Raw genomic sequence first — 16,199 nt, forward strand, 5'->3', positions numbered from 1 at the left:
GTAAGGAACACACTATGTTCAAACGTATCTTAGTTATCGCGGCTACACTGATGGCGACATTATCTTTTATGCTTCCCGTCAAGGCTCATGAGCATGGCATGATGAAAGCCGATATTGTCGACGTTGCCGCTGAAAACGGCTCTTTCAATACGCTTGTTGCTGCGGTGAAAGCAGCGGGCCTGGTTGACACTCTCAAAGGGGAAGGCCCATTTACTGTTTTTGCACCAACGGATGACGCTTTTGCAAAACTGCCAGACGGCACAGTCGACATGCTCTTAATGCCGGAAAACAAAGACAAGTTAGTATCTGTTTTGACTTATCACGTCGTCCCAGGGAAAGTGATGGCTGCCGATGTTGTTAAGCTAGACAAAGCGACTACGGTTCAGGGGCAAGATGTGATGATTAAAACCATGGGCGATAAAGTCATGGTTAACGATGCAAATGTCATCGCAACCGATGTGAAAGCTAAAAACGGTGTCATTCACGTGATTGATACTGTCATAATGCCGAAATAACACCATCCAGAGGGCGGTACACTCCGCCCTTTAGACAGAACTTCTTCCACCCTTAGCACGATTCCTCTCCATTTATCCCCAACAAACCTCCACTCATTCTCCATGATTATTAATAAGATAAAAACAAAATTAAAATCAATATCTTGCAATACGATACTGCATAATATTGACGAGGTTAAGATATCGTTATCTTTCAATTTGAGAACAGGATTCCATGTCAGTGACGTTTACTTTTCCACATGTAAATTCTTAAGCTAAATTTTGGCTGCTCAATCACATTTCGGCAAACCATTCGAAAGGGTGGGACGCAAAGCTTCCGGTCTGTCAGCATTTAAAAATCTAAAAGAATGCTCATGATAGCGGGGTTACCATGACTCAGTGTTACAGAAGTCCAATTTCTGTAGCGTTGCTTTATGCTCAGCATGCGCCGGGGTGTGACATTAGTTTGTCAGTCATAACAGAGGACATGTGATGAAATCATTTCCAACCAAATCCGTACTCGCGTTAGCACTTGCAAGCATTAGCTCAGGTGCTGCGGCTCACGGTTATGTATCAGAAACCAATGGTGGTGTCGCTGCAAGTCGCTCGGCACTATGTAAGTATCCATCGCCAGATACTAACGAAAAAAATAATAACTGCGGTGCGATTCAATATGAACCGCAAAGCGTTGAAGGCCCTGATGGCTTTCCCGAAACAGGGCCTCGCGATGGTAAAATAGCGAGTGCCGAAACCGCTTTAGCAGCTGCCCTTGATGAGCAAACTGCCGACCGTTGGGTAAAACGCCCTATTCAAGCAGGTACACAAACTTTTGAATGGACATTTACCGCTAACCACGTGACGCGCGACTGGAAATATTACATCACCAAGCCTGATTGGAACCCAAACGCTTCACTATCACGAGACTCTTTTGATCTAACTCCTTTCTGTGTCGTCGACGGCAATATGGTTCAACCCCCGAAACAGGTAAGCCATCAATGTAATGTGCCTACTCGCGAGGGATACCATGTCATCCTGGCAGTATGGGATGTTGGCGACACTGCAGCCTCATTTTATAACGTGATCGATGTGAAATTTGATGGTGGCAGTCCCGTTATTCCAGATTGGAAGCAAGGCGGTCAAATTATTCCTACAATGGATTTAAATATTGGGGATTCGGTTTATACACGCGTATTTGATCAAGCAGGTGAAAACGTGGCGTATAGAACTGAACTAGAAATTACCGATGCAGCAATGGGCCAAGCGAAAAACTGGTCTTACGCACTCGCGACTAAGCTAAACCAAGAACAAGCAAAACTGCAAGCCGGGCAGTATGCAGAGGATAAATTCACTCCTGTTTATGGTACTAATCCGGTGTATCTGCAAGCAAATAGCGGCCTTGAGCGAGTAGAGATCGGCTATAACATTGAAACTCCTGTTCCAGAATACTCACTCACAGTAGATGGCTTAGCAGACGAGTATATCATTGAGTCAACACCGACAACGTTGGATCTGACACTAACTGCTGAAGGCGATTTAAATGCAGAACTCACCGTTTACAATCACCATCGCGAACCACTTGCAAGTTGGGCAAACGAAATGAAAGACGGCTCGGTAGAGGCGATATCGCTCGCTTTAAGTAAATCGGAGCCGGGTCACCATATGCTCGTAACACGTATTAAGGATAAAGATGGCAACTTGGTGGATCAGCAAACACTCGACTTTCACTTAAAAGAAGAGTCAGTTACCCCACCACCATCTGATGAGTACGATTTTGTCTTCCCTGAAGGACTATCTAGCTACACGGCGGGCACAAAAGTGCTTGCCAGCGACGGGGGCATTTATCAATGTAAACCTTTCCCATACTCTGGTTACTGTATGCAGTGGAAAGAAAGCGCAAACCATTACGAGCCTGGAATAGGTTCACACTGGGAGATGGCTTGGGATAAAGTCAACTAAATCACCCTTTGAACGTTATGCAAAAGAGTCTCACTATGAGGCTCTTTTATAATCAAACGCAAAAATGACAATTTTCCCGGTCTAAACCATGAACACCAGATAAACTAGTGAGATGCGCTCGCCCCTCAATCAGTCCCATTTCATACCCTTCTAGTAAAACGGATTGTCGCATTGATAAGCGCTGAACATGAAAATTATCTGGTGGGGCAATTACCCTAACATGTGTTCCTGGTGGAGGGTTACGAATAAACTCTAATGATTGATTATAGTTATCTGCACGTCTTAACATCGCATCCGCCATTTTGGGGTGCTCCGCAAACAGTTTCTTCATCAGCCATGTGGTCTTAACTGGCTTTTTGGCATAATTCAGCGGGTGAGAGAGTACTACGGTTATGTCGCGAGCCCCTCGACGATAAGCTTCACGCACTGGGATAGAATCAGCGACCCCACCATCGGTATAACAACCACCAGAAAAACAAGGGGTATGCTTGTAGGCAATCGGTAATGCTGTTGTCGCTTCAATCGCATGGTGAAAATTATCACGTGTCACGCGATAGTAATCTGCCTGCCCTGTATCTACATTTGTTGTCGCTGCGAGAAAAGGAACGCCATTAAACAGTTTATTTTCATCGACGGGATACAAGCGATTAGATTCTTCAAACAACCACTTCACATCGATGAGGTCCCCACCTTTAACGAAGCGAGTCGGGTCAAAAAAGCGTTTGCTTGTGGCCAGCTTAGTAATGACGTTAATACTGCGATGCGGGTAGTCGGTCAAATACCCAATCAAATTTGATGCACCAGCAGATACACCGATTGCAAAATCAAACGGTTTATAACTCTGCTCTAAAAACGCATCTAACACTCCGCTTGCGAAGACGCCTCGCATCGCGCCACCTTCTACTACAATTGCTTTTGTTGCCATATTTCCCCCATTCTCCTTGCCAAAAGAGTAATGAAATTCGTGCAATCACAACAATTGAATATTCTTATTATTGAAATAGGTGAAGTCTATTTATTTCTCTCTTAGAAAATGAAAACTAAAGTTCAAAAAATCCGTACCCGTTAGAAATGTAATTGCGGGCTTAACCAAGGTGGCAAGGTCTAAGAGAAATCTAGGAGAAAACCGTTTTATAGGCTTCGCCCGCGCCATCAATAAACATTTGAGTACCAATAACCGCTAGAATTAAGCCCATCATTTTAGTCACAACATTTAGAGCACTTGGTCCAACCGCTTTGACCAATTTGTCTCCAAACAAAAACAGTACATAGGTGATCACACAAAGGACAGCGAAAGAAACGATAGTAATAATGGTTTGATCGAAACCACCCGCTGTCGCAAAGTTCATCGCGGTAGCAATCGTTCCGGGCCCAGCTAATATTGGCATCGCCAATGGAGACACTGCAATACTCAATGCCGCCCGTTGCTGAGCTGGTGAATACGCCTTCTCTTTGGTTTTCTGATGCGTCGAATCACCTTGAAGCATGTTAAAACCTATCAAAAACACCAAAATACCGCCTGTTATTCGCAATGCATAAAGCGTGATACCAAACAAATCAAAAATTAACTTACCGGCAATAGAAAATATCGCGATGATAATAAATGCAATAAAGACTGAGCGGAGCGCAATGGAACGGATGGTTTCTTTATCTTCATCAGCAGTTAAACTCAAAAAGATGGGGATATTGGCGATAGGGTTCATGATGGCAAAGAAGCCCATAAACACCGTAACTGTATGAACAATGAGTTCTTTCATATTTTCCACTGCATTTAAATTATTGATTCTAAAAACAGTATATACGCTCTCAAACAGAAAGAGTGGTGTATTCTCGATTCGCCTTCACACTTATGCGCCAAGCATTGTTTTTCTTTTGAGATAGTTTACCGACTCATCAAATGTCGCTAAGGTGAGTCTTCAGCCTTTACACGTAACAGGGGATGTTAAGTCACCATGAACAGCACGATTCAAACAATTCTCAATCACCGCTCAATTCGAAAATTCACCTCACAACCGATTGAGAGCGAACAATTAGATGCCATTCTTCAAGCCGGCCTTGCGGCGTCCTCATCAAGCATGTTGCAAGTCGTTTCAATTATCCGCGTGACCGACAAAGAAAAACGTACACTATTAGCTCAATATGCCGGAAATCAAGGGTACGTTGAAAGCGCGGCTGAGTTTTTGGTGTTTTGTATTGATTACCAGCGCCATGCCAGTATCAACCCAGATATTCAAGCTGATTTTACCGAGTTAACACTAATAGGCGCTGTAGACTCGGGGATCATGGCACAAAATTGCTTGCTTGCGGCGGAGTCGATGGGACTAGGAGGCGTGTATATTGGTGGTTTACGAAACAATGCCCCAAAAGTAGACGAATTATTAGGTTTACCTAAAAATACCGCCATTTTATTTGGTATGTGTCTTGGTCATCCAGATCAAGCCCCTGAAGTAAAACCTCGCCTACCTAAGCATGTCGTGGTGCATGAAAATCAGTATCAAGACCTAAGCTTGGATGATATTCAGACGTATGACCAAACTATGCAAAACTACTATGCAAACCGTTCGAGCAATCAAAAACAGAGTACTTGGTCACAAGAAGTCACCAGTAAACTGGCTGGCGAATCACGTCCGCACATCCTTCCGTATTTGAATGGGAAGGGGTTAGCGAAGAAGTGACCATGTCGAAAGACAACAAAACAAAAAAGAGACATGAGTCACATTTTTAATAATCCTATTTAATACAACGAGATAATTAGTCGGTAGACTTTCTTGGTTGTATTTTAGAAAGAAAACACTACATATAGAGCTAATAAACAAAATTTGAGCTAATTGAACAAGTTTTTTATCCGCAATATGAAATCTTGTAAGTGAAAACATAAAAATACGATATTTATTTGGACACTTGCTGCATTACTGTCTATTGCTCTAACCATTGAAATTCATTAGAGTTCATGCCTCCAGATGCAATCAATCCCTTATTGAGCACTTTATAAATAGAAGAAGGTGGTGCTTATAAGGTTATGTTGTGAAGTCTTTTCTGGAAAAGAATGTTGCTACCAGCAACTCGCTCTTTACGTCAGATGAATGAAAAAACATGAATTTCAAACATAAAAAGCTAGCTAGTTTAGTGCTTTCCTCAGTACTTCTTTCTGGATGTACTGTACCCGGTAGTCACCTTTCCACAGATGGAAAAAACTTCGTCGAAGACAGCAATGTTAGTCGCACTTCTGATTTCAATGTTTTTCCACTTACACTTGATAAAGTATCTCAACTTAAAATTTTGGGGATAGAAGCCAAATCCAACCCTGAACTAGATCGCCAACTTAGCTCTTATGAGTATGAGGTTGGCCCTGGAGATATACTAAACATTACTATTTGGGATCACCCAGAACTAACTATTCCTGCTGGTTCTTATCGCAGCTCTGCTGAAGCGGGGAACTGGGTACATGCTGATGGCACTATCTTCTATCCATATATAGGTATTGTTGAAGTTGCGGGTAAAAACGTTCGTCAAATTCGTGCTGATATTTCTCGCCGATTAGCAAAGTACATAGAAAGTCCTCAAGTGGATGTCAGCGTAGCAGCTTTTCGTTCGAAAAAATCCTACATTACTGGTGAAGTAAGTAATCCTGGACAACAACCAATCACCAACATCCCACTCACCTTGTTAGATGCAATTAACCGTGCAGGTGGATTAGCCGAAAACGCCGACTGGAAAAATGTAACACTGACAAGAAACGGCATAGTTGAAAACATATCTCTTTATGCGCTGATGCAAGAAGGCGACCTCACTGAAAATAGGCTACTTCAACCAGGTGATATCATCCATGTGCCAAGAAATGATTCACAAAAGGTTTTCGTTATGGGTGAAGTTAACGATCCTAAACTACTGAAAATAGATCGCGCTGGCATGAGCCTTACGGAAGCTCTGAGCAACGTTGGCGGTATTAATCAGATATCAGCGGATGCGACAGGTGTATTCGTAATTAGGAGGTCACAAGACGCAGGTTCACTGGGCGACATATATCAACTTGATGTCTCCGATGCGGCAGCGCTCGTTATTGGTACTGAATTTGCTCTGAAACCGTATGACATCGTTTATGTCACTGCGGCGCCTATCAGTCGTTGGAATCGCGTTATTGCACAACTAGTACCTACCATCTCAGGCTTCAATGAACTTACAGAAGGCGTCCTTCGAGTCAGGACTTGGCCATAGAAAAAGCATTCTGAAGGGCTTGTTTGAACATAAACAAGTCATTCAAACGTTGTCTATAAGGAGCAAAACATGTTTTCGAACATTCTTGTCGTGTGTGTAGGTAATATTTGTCGCTCTCCCACAGGAGAGCGGTTACTACAGCAACTACTCCCAGATAAACAGATTTCTTCGGCGGGTATTGCCGTAGAAAAAAGTCGCCTAACCGGAAAGCCAGCAGATGAAACCGCCAGACTTGTCGCGTCAGAACGTGGTATCTACCTGCTAGACCACAAAGCGCAGCAGCTAACCGCTAAGTTGTGCGCAAAACAAGACCTAATATTGGTGATGGAACAAGGTCATATCGATGCTTTGACGGAGCTGGTACCAGAGGCTAGAGGTAAAACAATGTTATTTGGTCACTGGATAGGTTCCGTGGATATTCCAGATCCATACAGACAGAGTAGAGAAGCCTTTGAGCATGCATTATCTCTGATTGAAAATGCTGCTCATGCATGGGCAAAAAAAATATAAATTCAGATCACTTGGCGAAATAAAAAATAATGGCTAACCAAACAATACAACCATCTGCTCTTGCTGATGATGAGATCGACCTAGGCAAGCTCTTCGGCATATTGATAGACGCGAAATGGTTTATCATCAGTATTACACTCTTTTTTGCAACATTAGGTATCGCGGTCGCGTTGCTATCAACTCCGATTTACAAAGCCGACGCGTTAATACAAATCGAAAAGAAAAGTTCAGGTGGTATTTCGGCGATGGTCGGTGACATGGGAGAACTCTTTTCTGCCGAATCATCTGCAACTACAGAGATTGAAATAATTAAATCGAGAATGATTCTTGGCGATACCGTTGATAAGTTTAACTTAACAACCATTGCCACTCCTGATTACTTACCTTTTGTTGGTAAAGGTCTAGCACGAATCAACGGTACTCAAAACTACATTTCTTTGACCACGTTTGAAGTACCTCGAACGGCTAAAGGATTATCTCATCAACTGATTGCTACAGACATCGAGAAAGGTCAATTCAGCTTGATGCTTGAAGACCAAATGGTACTTTCTGGTTCAGTTGGTCAACTAATTGAGATGAATGGCTATCGTGTAAAAGTGAACCAGCTCAATGCTCAAAATGAAGATACTTTTACAATAAGTAAAATAAGCAAGTTAGATGCTATCCACAAGTTAGCCTCACAACTTTCTATTTCAGAGAGAGGTAGCCAAACAGGTATTGTATCTCTAAGTATTGAAGGTGAATACCCAGACCACAATCAGCTTGTTTTAAATGATGTTGTTCAAAACTATTTTTTGCAGAATGTTAGAAGAAACTCAGCTGAAGCTGAGCAGAGCCTCAACTTCCTTAAAGGTCATTTACCCGAGATTAAGGACAAGCTAACTATTTCAGAAGATACATTGAACAGTTTTAGACAAGAAAACGAATCTATCGATTTAAATCTCGAAGCACAATCTACTCTAAAAGTGATGGTGGCACTTGAAGCCCAACTTAATGAGCTAACATTTAAAGAAAGTGAAATCAGTCAAAAATTCACCCAAGACCACCCAGCTTATAAATCGCTGTTAGACAAACGTCAGACATTACTACAAGAGAAAGAGCGTCTTAACAAACAAGTTCAAAAACTGCCAAAAACACAGCGCGAAGTCTTGCGTATGACTCGTGATGTCGAAGTAAACCAGCAAATCTACATCCAACTTTTGAATAAAGTTCAAGAGCTAAATATCATAAAAGCTGGCACCGTAGGTAATGTGCGTATTATTGACAACGCACAATCTTACGCAATTCCTATTAAACCGAAAAAACCTTTGATTGTAGTTTTGGCTACTCTTCTAGGAGGCATGGTAGCTGTCGCATTTGTTCTGGTAAAAACCGCGTTTCATCGTGGAGTGACTTCTCCTGATGAAATTGAGCAAACTGGAATATCTGTATATGCAAGTGTTCCAAAATCAGCACAACAATTGGAAGTTGCGAACAAGCTAAAACGTAAAAACAACAAAGACTTACTTCTTTTAGCAAATGCCAATCCAGCAGATCTATCAATTGAAGCACTACGTGGACTTCGAACCAGCTTACACTTCGCAATGTTGGAAGCCAAAAACAATGTCTTAATGATTTCAGGCCCAGCGCCTTCCATAGGTAAGACGTTCGTATCAACTAACTTTGCTGCAGTTGCGGCTAAAACGGGTCAAAAAGTCCTTTTGGTGGATGCTGACATGCGAAAAGGTTATTTACAGCAATGTTTTGGCCTCACAGCAGAGCAAGGGTTATCTGACTTACTAAGTGGAAAAATTGATCGAGCAACCGCAATCAAGCCAAGTCAAGTTGAAAACTTGGATGTGGTTACTCGTGGTCAAGTACCACCAAATCCGTCAGAACTTCTTATGCACCCTCGCTTCAAGAGCTTTGTTGACGAGATGTCTGCACAATACGATCTAGTCATCATCGATACGCCGCCTGTACTCGCAGTTACCGACCCAAGCATTGTTGGCGCGCTTGCAGGAACAACTCTGATGGTCGCTCGTTTTGATCAAACGACTTTGAAGGAGATTGAAGTCGCGCAAGGTCGCTTCGAGCAATCAGGCGTTGAAGTTAAAGGTGTGATTCTCAATGCAGTTGAGAAAAAAGCATCTAACTCATACGGCTATGGATACGGCTACTATAACTACGCGTACAAAAGCGAATCATAACTTGAATTTAGATCGCTAATTAAACCAAATATGACAAAGCCCTGCTAGAAACAGCAGGGCTTTTTCTATTGCACTCTTAATTGCTTGTACGTAATCAAACTAAGCAAGACAAAGAATATTGGGTCACTCCAACCAAAACCGACAAATACTCCGATAATGCCGGCATAGGTAGTAATCACTGCCCCTAAGCCATTAGTAATCAATAATGCTTTAAACAGCTGTTTCGCAGTATGCCCTGATTCCACATTACGTAACATCAAACTCACCGCTGCGATTCCACCTAAAAAGATCGAAGTATGCTGCGATAAAAACAGCGCGTACTGGTCGTTAATTTGTACTCCATACATCGGCCACATTATGGTTGGTACAAAAAACAACGCAAAAGCGAATACCGTATATACGACACCATGAACGGTTAGAAAAGTGCGGTTGGTCATCATCTCCTTATCCTCTAATAGGCCCTTGATTGAGCGTCGTTAACGGCACATTGATATCGAAAATTTGACCTCGTACTTCGACTACGCCCATTTTTCGTAAGCGTGCGGCATGCATTTCGAGATAAGCTTGCGCCGTGGCTTCATCTTCAAAAAGATAGATACCACCACCGAGTTTGTCTTTTTCGCTTTCCGTCCAGATTTTCCAAATCATGCCCGGCTCTTGGTTAATCGACTTAGCTAAGTCGACCAGAGCATTCGACATCTCGTCACCAAACGGACCATGAAATTCAAAATCAACTTGCAATAATTTCGCCATCTTGAGTCTCCTCTTCTTATTGACTCGTTTTCGATGACAAGATTATTACCTTTATAAAACTGACAGAAAAGTTCATAATTTCGCCATTAACTGTCTAAAAAATTGACTCATGAGACTAAAAACGACCTTAGAACAATGGCAAACGCTACAAGCGATTAATCAAGAAGGCAGCATTCAATCCGCAGCTTTACTGCTCAACAAGAGCCATACCACATTGATCTACTCGGTGAGGAAGTTAGAAGACCAACTTGGTATTCAACTTATCGAAGTACGAGGGCGCAAAGCGGGTTTGACAGAGCACGGCAAAACCATACTGCGTCGTGCACAATCCATGCTTGAACAAGCGCGGGAACTAGAAGTCATCAGCGAGCAGTTAAAAAGTGGGGTGGAATCTCAAATCACGGTCGCAGTAGATCATCTTTGTGACCCTTGTTGGCTTTATGCACCACTCAGTCAATTTTTGGAGGACAACAACACGACCTCCGTTCAAGTGGTTGAAACGTCACTGAGCAAAACAACCGAAATGGTCGTAAATGAGCTCGCTGACATCGCAATCATCAACTTACCGATAACCAACTACCCTGCCGAAGCATTTGGCGTAACAACCATGCTGCCTGTAATCGCAGCACACCATCCACTCGCTAAAAAGCCGCATGTTTCCATCGACGATTTTGCAACCACCAGCCAAATTGTCATCCGTGACTTAGGTGATTCAGACAAAACGAAAAGAGATGTGGGTTGGTTACGCGCACGTCAGCGTATTACCGTCGATAACTTCGACCACGCTTTTCACGCCGTAGAGCAAGGCGTTGGGTTTTGTCGGCTACCAGCGCACTTAGTCTCAGCCCGAAAGAGCGATAAAATTAACGTATTGGAGCTCGAACACTCCCATCAATATCAAGTTGCGCTGCACCTCACTTTGCCCAAAGGAGCCAAAAGTGGTCCTGCGACTCAAGCGCTTTATCGTATTTTACTCAAAAGTGTAGAAACTCGAGTCTAGCAACAGTGGTATTGAGTTGAATCGCTAGTGTTATCGCCTATTGATTCTCCCTAAACATAGAGAAACGGCCATTTTGTGACGCTACACTCTCACAAAAGGTTGCACGAAGGATAGCGACCACCTACTATCACTCTGCTCATGCCTAAAGCACCCAATACTCGCGGAAAGAACTCGGTTCACGGCAATATCCTCACCTGCTTGGTTTAGCAGGCACAATCTGTTTTTACCTTCTTTTTAGCTTCTATTTAGGCGAGTGTGGAAGAAATAAGAAAGGTGAAATATGAACTCTACAAATAGCTTCTCGATCAATATCAATCAGCAAAAATCCATTGCTAAAAAAAGGCTCAAAGCTATCCGCCTATACGATGACGCCACGTTGGAGTTAGTTAAGCGATTTCACTCCAAACCAGAATCTTTGGCTCCCAATACAATTCAATTGGCTGACGTTCAACATGCACTCGCAAGAGAACTGGGCTTATCCAGTTGGAGTAAACTAAAAGCTCATGTCGAAGAGCTAGAAGCGCACAAACTAGCCATCAAAGAACAAAAACCGCCCCTAGATGCAAAAGTAAAAACGCTACACGTTCGTTGTGGCCACGACATTCAACAACAACTTAAAGCCAGCGGATTTGAAGGGACATTTTTAGCCCTGATCGATCCGCTTTGTATTGGCCCCATACCAGCAACACCGCAGAACTTCCTTGCCATTCGTGCCCAATATGTCGTAGAGACTCTGCTGCCCGTGATGAAGCGTGAAGACTCGGTTCAAGATATAGTCACATTGGAACAATCAAACCTCGATCTGTTGCAAAGTGATGTATTTGAACGAATCGTCTTTTGGGTCGAACATGACAGTTATGATCAATTGATGCTAATTCGTGCTCTAACACAGTTAGAGAATGTAGAGAATAAAGTGATAGAGATCATTGAGTTGAACCAGTTCCCGGGCACTGAACGATTCATCGGCTTTGGGCAGTTGCCTGAAGAAGCTATTCGTTCTTGTTGGCGATACCGTAAACCTGTGACAGCAAAATTATTCAGTCAGGCTAAACGGTGTTGGCACGCTATTACATCACCGACACCTATTTCCATAGTTAATTTGATTCAGCAGCATAACCTGGATTGCTTGCCCAATATATTCAACGTGCTTAAACGCCATTTGCAAGAGTTACCTAATTCACAAACTGGATTGAGCTTGACACAACACCTCGCACTAAAGGTTTTGAGCTCGCAAAATCGTTCAATTCCCATCAAAGATTGGTTTGAGCAATATCAACAACTAGAACCTCTTCCTTACCTAGGAGACGTGATGTTTTACGCGTTACTCCTCCCTCTAGCACAGTGTCAAACACCTTTGATCACGATTGAGTCACGTGAAAGGCACTGGTGGGAACAAAGCGTCCGTATCACTGAGGCTGGCAAGCAGTGTTTGGAAGGCTTAATACGAGCGAAACAATGCTATTGGGTTGGAGGGATTAAAAATACCAGTCAAAGTTATTGGAGCTGGGATCACCTCCAACTAACTACACTTGCCAACCATCATTGAGTTGACAAATATGAAAGCATAAAGGGTTCGTTGGCTCTGATGAACACTCAATACTAAATTATCCCTAAAGAAGCGACCGCTAGTCTGAATACAACTTAAATAGTTATGCAGAAATGCATCCACTCAAAGAGAGTATGCACTCTATCTCTTATTAAAATTTATTGTAAATCCTCTTTGTTATCGGTTGTATATTCGATAAAAGTGTTAAAATACAAACTTTTTATCCAGCCAACTCGTTAATATTTGGTTAAAATTCCATTTTTATTAGTGATAAAGTTCACATCTATTAACCATTTAGAGGATTATTCTTTCGTATTTTCTCACTCCGCTGCTAATCTGCTCGCCGCTTTGAAGTGAACTCAAGGTGCATAACTATAAGGAGTGTTCTCATGAATACCAAGAAACCGATGTCGCTTACCAGCCGCGTAATTTTAGGTATGGTTGCGGGTATCTTGACAGGATTTGCAATTCGCACACTTTTTGCCGACAACGGATTTGTCGACGCATACATTGTTAATGGATTATTCGAAGTTGGTGGACAGATCTTCGTTGCCAGCTTAAAAATGCTTGTTGTACCGCTAGTATTTGTTTCGTTAGTTTGTGGTACTAGCTCTCTCAAAGACCTTTCTACACTGGGTCGCATGGGTGGTAAAACCCTCGCTTTCTACGTTACAACAACGGCTATCGCGATTACGCTTGCTCTAACTATGGGTACTCTGTTCCAGCCAGGTGCTGGCGCTGACCTAACCGCAGCAAGTTCATTCAAATCAGCAGAAGCACCATCTTTGGGTCAGGTGATCATCGATATGTTCCCAACCAACCCTATCAGTGCGATGGCTGAAGGTAAAACCCTGCAAGTTATTGTGTTCGCGGTACTATTTGGTATCGCGATCAGCGCAGCAGGCAAACCTGGTGAACGTATTGCAGCGTTCTTCGCTGATCTGAATGAAGTGATCATGAAACTGGTTGCGATTTTGATGAACTTGGCGCCTTATGGTGTGTTCTTCTTAATGGCGAAGCTATTTACTGGTCTTGGTCTGGGCGCAATCGTCAATCTGGCAGAGTACTTCTTAGTACTGGCGGGGACGCTTGTCCTGCACGGCCTAGTCACTTACAGCTTAATGTTAAAAGGTTTCACTGGTCTAAATCCAATTACGTTCCTGCGTAAGATGGAAGACGCGATCATGTTTGCTTTCTCGACCGCATCATCAAACGCGACGATTCCAGTGACAATGGAAACAGCAAAGCACCGCATGGGTGTTGAGAACCGTGTATCATCGTTCACAGTACCACTTGGTGCAACCGTGAACATGGACGGTACGGCGATCATGCAGGGCGTAGCAACTGCGTTTATTGCTCAAGCTTTCAATATTGATTTAACTATGGGCGATTACCTAATGGTTATCATGACGGCAACTCTGGCGTCTATCGGTACCGCAGGTGTTCCTGGTGTGGGTCTTGTCATGCTTGCTATGGTATTGAACCAAGTTGGTCTGCCGCTTGAAGGTATCGCGCTCATCATGGGTGTTGACCGTCTACTTGATATGATTCGTACCGCAGTAAACATCACCGGTGACAGCGCAGTGACTATCATTGTTGCTAAATCGGAAGGCGCTCTGGATGAAACTCGCTTCAACGATCCAAAAGCTGGGGTCGCAGAAGAAGAAGTGCATCTGAAACGCGCGGAAGCTTAAACCCTTCCAAACTCAATTATCCTGTCTAAATGAAAGCCCCGATGGAAACATCGGGGCTTTTGTTTTATCTGCAATCTAAAGAATAGGTCATAGCTGCCCTACTCCGTCATCGAACTCAGCTTTTCTCTCGCTTGTTCTTCATGCTCGTCGGTGATGGCATTGCCGACCGAGTTCGCCGCTAGCGTCAGTGCTGCCATGTCATCGGTAAAGCCGACACCAGCTAGTACATCTGGCACCATATCAGTGGGGAGAACAAAGTAAGCTAACGCGCCACCAAGGATCGCTTTGTGGCGAACAGAAGTATTGGAATCTGCCATCGCAAGCCATGATTTGATGCCCATAACCGCAATCTCTTCGCCTGCTTTCTTGACGGAATTTTTCATTTTGCGCCAGAAGGTTTTCTCATCTGGTGCTTGCATCGTTTGGTCTAAGACGTCATCGGGCGCCGAATTTACAGACATGCTTGTGGTCATCGTGCCTCCTAAATTTATGACTGTGGCATAGATATTAAGGCGATGAACCTGAACGTAGGATTAATAGCGAGTAATGATAATGAAAAAAGGAAACAAAATGGCTAGATAAAAAAATCCCCAAACCGAAGTCCGGGGATTATTGCTTTGGAAACAAAAAGTTTTGGAAATCAAAAGTCTTGGAAACCAAATGGTTTGAAACCAACAGCTTTGGGAACCAAGCTTTAGAAGCAGAATGCCTTATTGAGCAATCTTCTCCAATACACGCATCAGCATTTTGATACGTGGTTCAATAGACTCAAGCAACAAGTACTCTTGGTCACTGTGGAAGCCTGCACCGATAGGCCCTAGACCATCCAAAGTTGGAACGCCTAGAATCGCCGTGTTGTTTGCATCAGAGCCACCACCGACTTCCTTCCAATTGATGTCGATAGCCAGTTCACTTGCCGCTTCTTCAACTAGCATCATCAGGCTTTCTGTTTGTGGGCTTGGCACCATAGAAGGCTTATACGCTTCACGAACCAACTCGATGCTCACGCCATCAACGAATGGTGTTTCCAGCATGCCATTTAGCTTGCTATCGACATCATCGTACTCTTCGTTGCTCCAGAAACGCACATCCACGATCGCTTCAGCATGTTCCGGAACTATGTTCGCGCCGTTACCACCAGAAACAATACCGACGTTCAGCGTAGTACCAGATTCAAAGTTGGTCATTGCATTGACAGCCAGAATCCAATTCGCCATCTCAGTGATTGCGCTGCGGCCATTCTCTGGCTCGTTACCTGCGTGAGCTGCAACGCCATTAAAGGTCATTTTGTAGCGAGCCATGCCTTTACGCGCTTTCACTAGACCACCGTCTGCACGTGCTGCTTCTGCAACCAGTACATTCTTAGCATTTTTCGCTATTGATTGAATCCAATCCACAGAGTCCAGAGAACCCGTTTCTTCATCTGGGTTCATGCAGATAGCGATAGACAGCTTATCCAACACCGCTTGGTCTAGATTGCGCATCGCGTATACGATGTTCAGCAAGCCAGATTTCATGTCCGAGACGCCCGGTCCGTAAGCTTTCTCTGCATCTTGAGACATTGGACGAAGCTCAGCAGTACCTACAGGGAACACTGTATCCATATGACCAATCAGCATCACGTCGATTTGCTCAGCTTCCGGCTTGTTTCGAACTTCGAGACCGATGCCCGCTCTACCACAGTCGATGCGTTTTACGCTCCAACCTGACATCGCTTGGTACTTCTCTTCAAATTGAGAAGCGATGAACTCGATACCATCAGTGGTGTAAGTGCCACAATCCACATTGATTAGCGGACGTAGCTCTTCTAGATATTCATTTAGAGAGAATTGCATGACTCAC

At 43.5% G+C, this 16,199-nt stretch carries 15 protein-coding genes and 1 riboswitch; of the genes, 9 read left to right on the plus strand and 6 right to left on the minus strand.

The window, feature by feature from the left end:
* Positions 1-14 precede the first annotated feature (14 nt).
* Positions 15-515 carry a fasciclin domain-containing protein gene (locus IQP38_RS16980; protein ID WP_005384595.1) on the plus strand — a complete coding sequence of 167 codons (501 nt, stop codon included), beginning with the start codon at positions 15-17 and terminating at the stop codon, positions 513-515.
* A 272-nt stretch (positions 516-787) separates the two neighbouring features.
* A riboswitch (cyclic di-GMP riboswitch) is annotated at positions 788-888 on the plus strand.
* A gap of 98 nt (positions 889-986) precedes the next feature.
* On the plus strand, positions 987-2,450 hold the full coding sequence (gene gbpA / locus IQP38_RS16985; RefSeq protein WP_017634444.1) for an N-acetylglucosamine-binding protein GbpA: 1,464 nt from the start codon (positions 987-989) through the stop codon (positions 2,448-2,450).
* 52 nt (positions 2,451-2,502) lie between these two features.
* Here gbpA and IQP38_RS16990 read toward each other — a convergent pair whose 3' ends face one another.
* Together IQP38_RS16990 and IQP38_RS16995 are read right to left on the minus strand one after the other, a co-directional pair.
* Positions 2,503-3,375, minus strand: a complete 873-nt coding sequence (locus IQP38_RS16990; protein ID WP_017634445.1) for a patatin-like phospholipase family protein — start codon at positions 3,373-3,375, stop codon at positions 2,503-2,505.
* 190 nt (positions 3,376-3,565) lie between these two features.
* On the minus strand, positions 3,566-4,207 hold the full coding sequence (locus IQP38_RS16995) for a MarC family protein (protein WP_005374889.1): 642 nt from the start codon (positions 4,205-4,207) through the stop codon (positions 3,566-3,568).
* Between the two features lie 195 nt (positions 4,208-4,402).
* On the opposite strand from IQP38_RS16995, the gene nfsA reads away from it, so the two are divergent.
* The 4 genes from nfsA to IQP38_RS17015 all read left to right on the plus strand — a co-directional run bounded on the left by nfsA (position 4,403) and on the right by IQP38_RS17015 (position 9,364).
* On the plus strand, positions 4,403-5,125 hold the full coding sequence (gene nfsA / locus IQP38_RS17000; RefSeq protein WP_017634446.1) for an oxygen-insensitive NADPH nitroreductase: 723 nt from the start codon (positions 4,403-4,405) through the stop codon (positions 5,123-5,125).
* Positions 5,126-5,543: 418 nt separating this feature from the next.
* Positions 5,544-6,665, plus strand: coding sequence for a polysaccharide export protein (locus IQP38_RS17005; protein ID WP_017634447.1), 1,122 nt, complete (start codon positions 5,544-5,546; stop codon positions 6,663-6,665).
* Positions 6,666-6,734: 69 nt separating this feature from the next.
* Positions 6,735-7,175 (plus strand): low molecular weight protein-tyrosine-phosphatase, encoded by a 441-nt coding sequence (locus tag IQP38_RS17010; protein WP_053303899.1) that lies wholly within the window; start codon positions 6,735-6,737, stop codon positions 7,173-7,175.
* A gap of 29 nt (positions 7,176-7,204) precedes the next feature.
* Entirely contained in the window at positions 7,205-9,364 is a 2,160-nt protein-coding gene (locus IQP38_RS17015) for a polysaccharide biosynthesis tyrosine autokinase (RefSeq protein WP_017634449.1), read from the plus strand.
* 65 nt (positions 9,365-9,429) lie between these two features.
* On the opposite strand, the gene IQP38_RS17020 is transcribed toward IQP38_RS17015, so the two are convergent.
* Positions 9,430-9,801: a hypothetical protein gene (locus IQP38_RS17020; protein WP_017634450.1), complete on the minus strand. Its 372-nt coding sequence runs from the start codon at positions 9,799-9,801 to the stop codon at positions 9,430-9,432.
* Between the two features lie 7 nt (positions 9,802-9,808).
* Positions 9,809-10,117 (minus strand): monooxygenase, encoded by a 309-nt coding sequence (locus IQP38_RS17025; RefSeq protein ID WP_005374871.1) that lies wholly within the window; start codon positions 10,115-10,117, stop codon positions 9,809-9,811.
* A 109-nt stretch (positions 10,118-10,226) separates the two neighbouring features.
* Here IQP38_RS17025 and IQP38_RS17030 point away from each other — a divergent pair, with 109 nt between their 5' ends.
* The 3 genes from IQP38_RS17030 to IQP38_RS17040 all read left to right on the plus strand — a co-directional run bounded on the left by IQP38_RS17030 (position 10,227) and on the right by IQP38_RS17040 (position 14,357).
* Positions 10,227-11,117, plus strand: a complete 891-nt coding sequence (locus IQP38_RS17030) for a LysR family transcriptional regulator (RefSeq protein WP_017634451.1) — start codon at positions 10,227-10,229, stop codon at positions 11,115-11,117.
* A 280-nt stretch (positions 11,118-11,397) separates the two neighbouring features.
* A complete protein-coding gene (locus IQP38_RS17035) occupies positions 11,398-12,663 on the plus strand; it encodes a DUF1835 domain-containing protein (protein ID WP_005374868.1) in 1,266 nt (421 codons plus the stop codon).
* A 389-nt stretch (positions 12,664-13,052) separates the two neighbouring features.
* Positions 13,053-14,357, plus strand: coding sequence for a dicarboxylate/amino acid:cation symporter (locus IQP38_RS17040; protein ID WP_176311354.1), 1,305 nt, complete (start codon positions 13,053-13,055; stop codon positions 14,355-14,357).
* A 98-nt stretch (positions 14,358-14,455) separates the two neighbouring features.
* Here the strand turns inward: IQP38_RS17040 and IQP38_RS17045 are convergent, their stop codons facing one another.
* Both IQP38_RS17045 and IQP38_RS17050 read right to left on the minus strand, forming a co-directional pair.
* Positions 14,456-14,830, minus strand: a complete 375-nt coding sequence (locus tag IQP38_RS17045) for a YkvA family protein (protein WP_193837786.1) — start codon at positions 14,828-14,830, stop codon at positions 14,456-14,458.
* 237 nt (positions 14,831-15,067) lie between these two features.
* Entirely contained in the window at positions 15,068-16,192 is a 1,125-nt protein-coding gene (locus IQP38_RS17050) for a M20 family metallopeptidase (protein ID WP_039988038.1), read from the minus strand.
* Between the last annotated feature and the right edge of the window lie 7 nt (positions 16,193-16,199).

Origin of the sequence: Vibrio sp. OPT41 (assembly GCF_015163595.1) — a bacterium.
Classification (GTDB): Bacteria; Pseudomonadota; Gammaproteobacteria; order Enterobacterales; family Vibrionaceae; genus Vibrio; species Vibrio alginolyticus.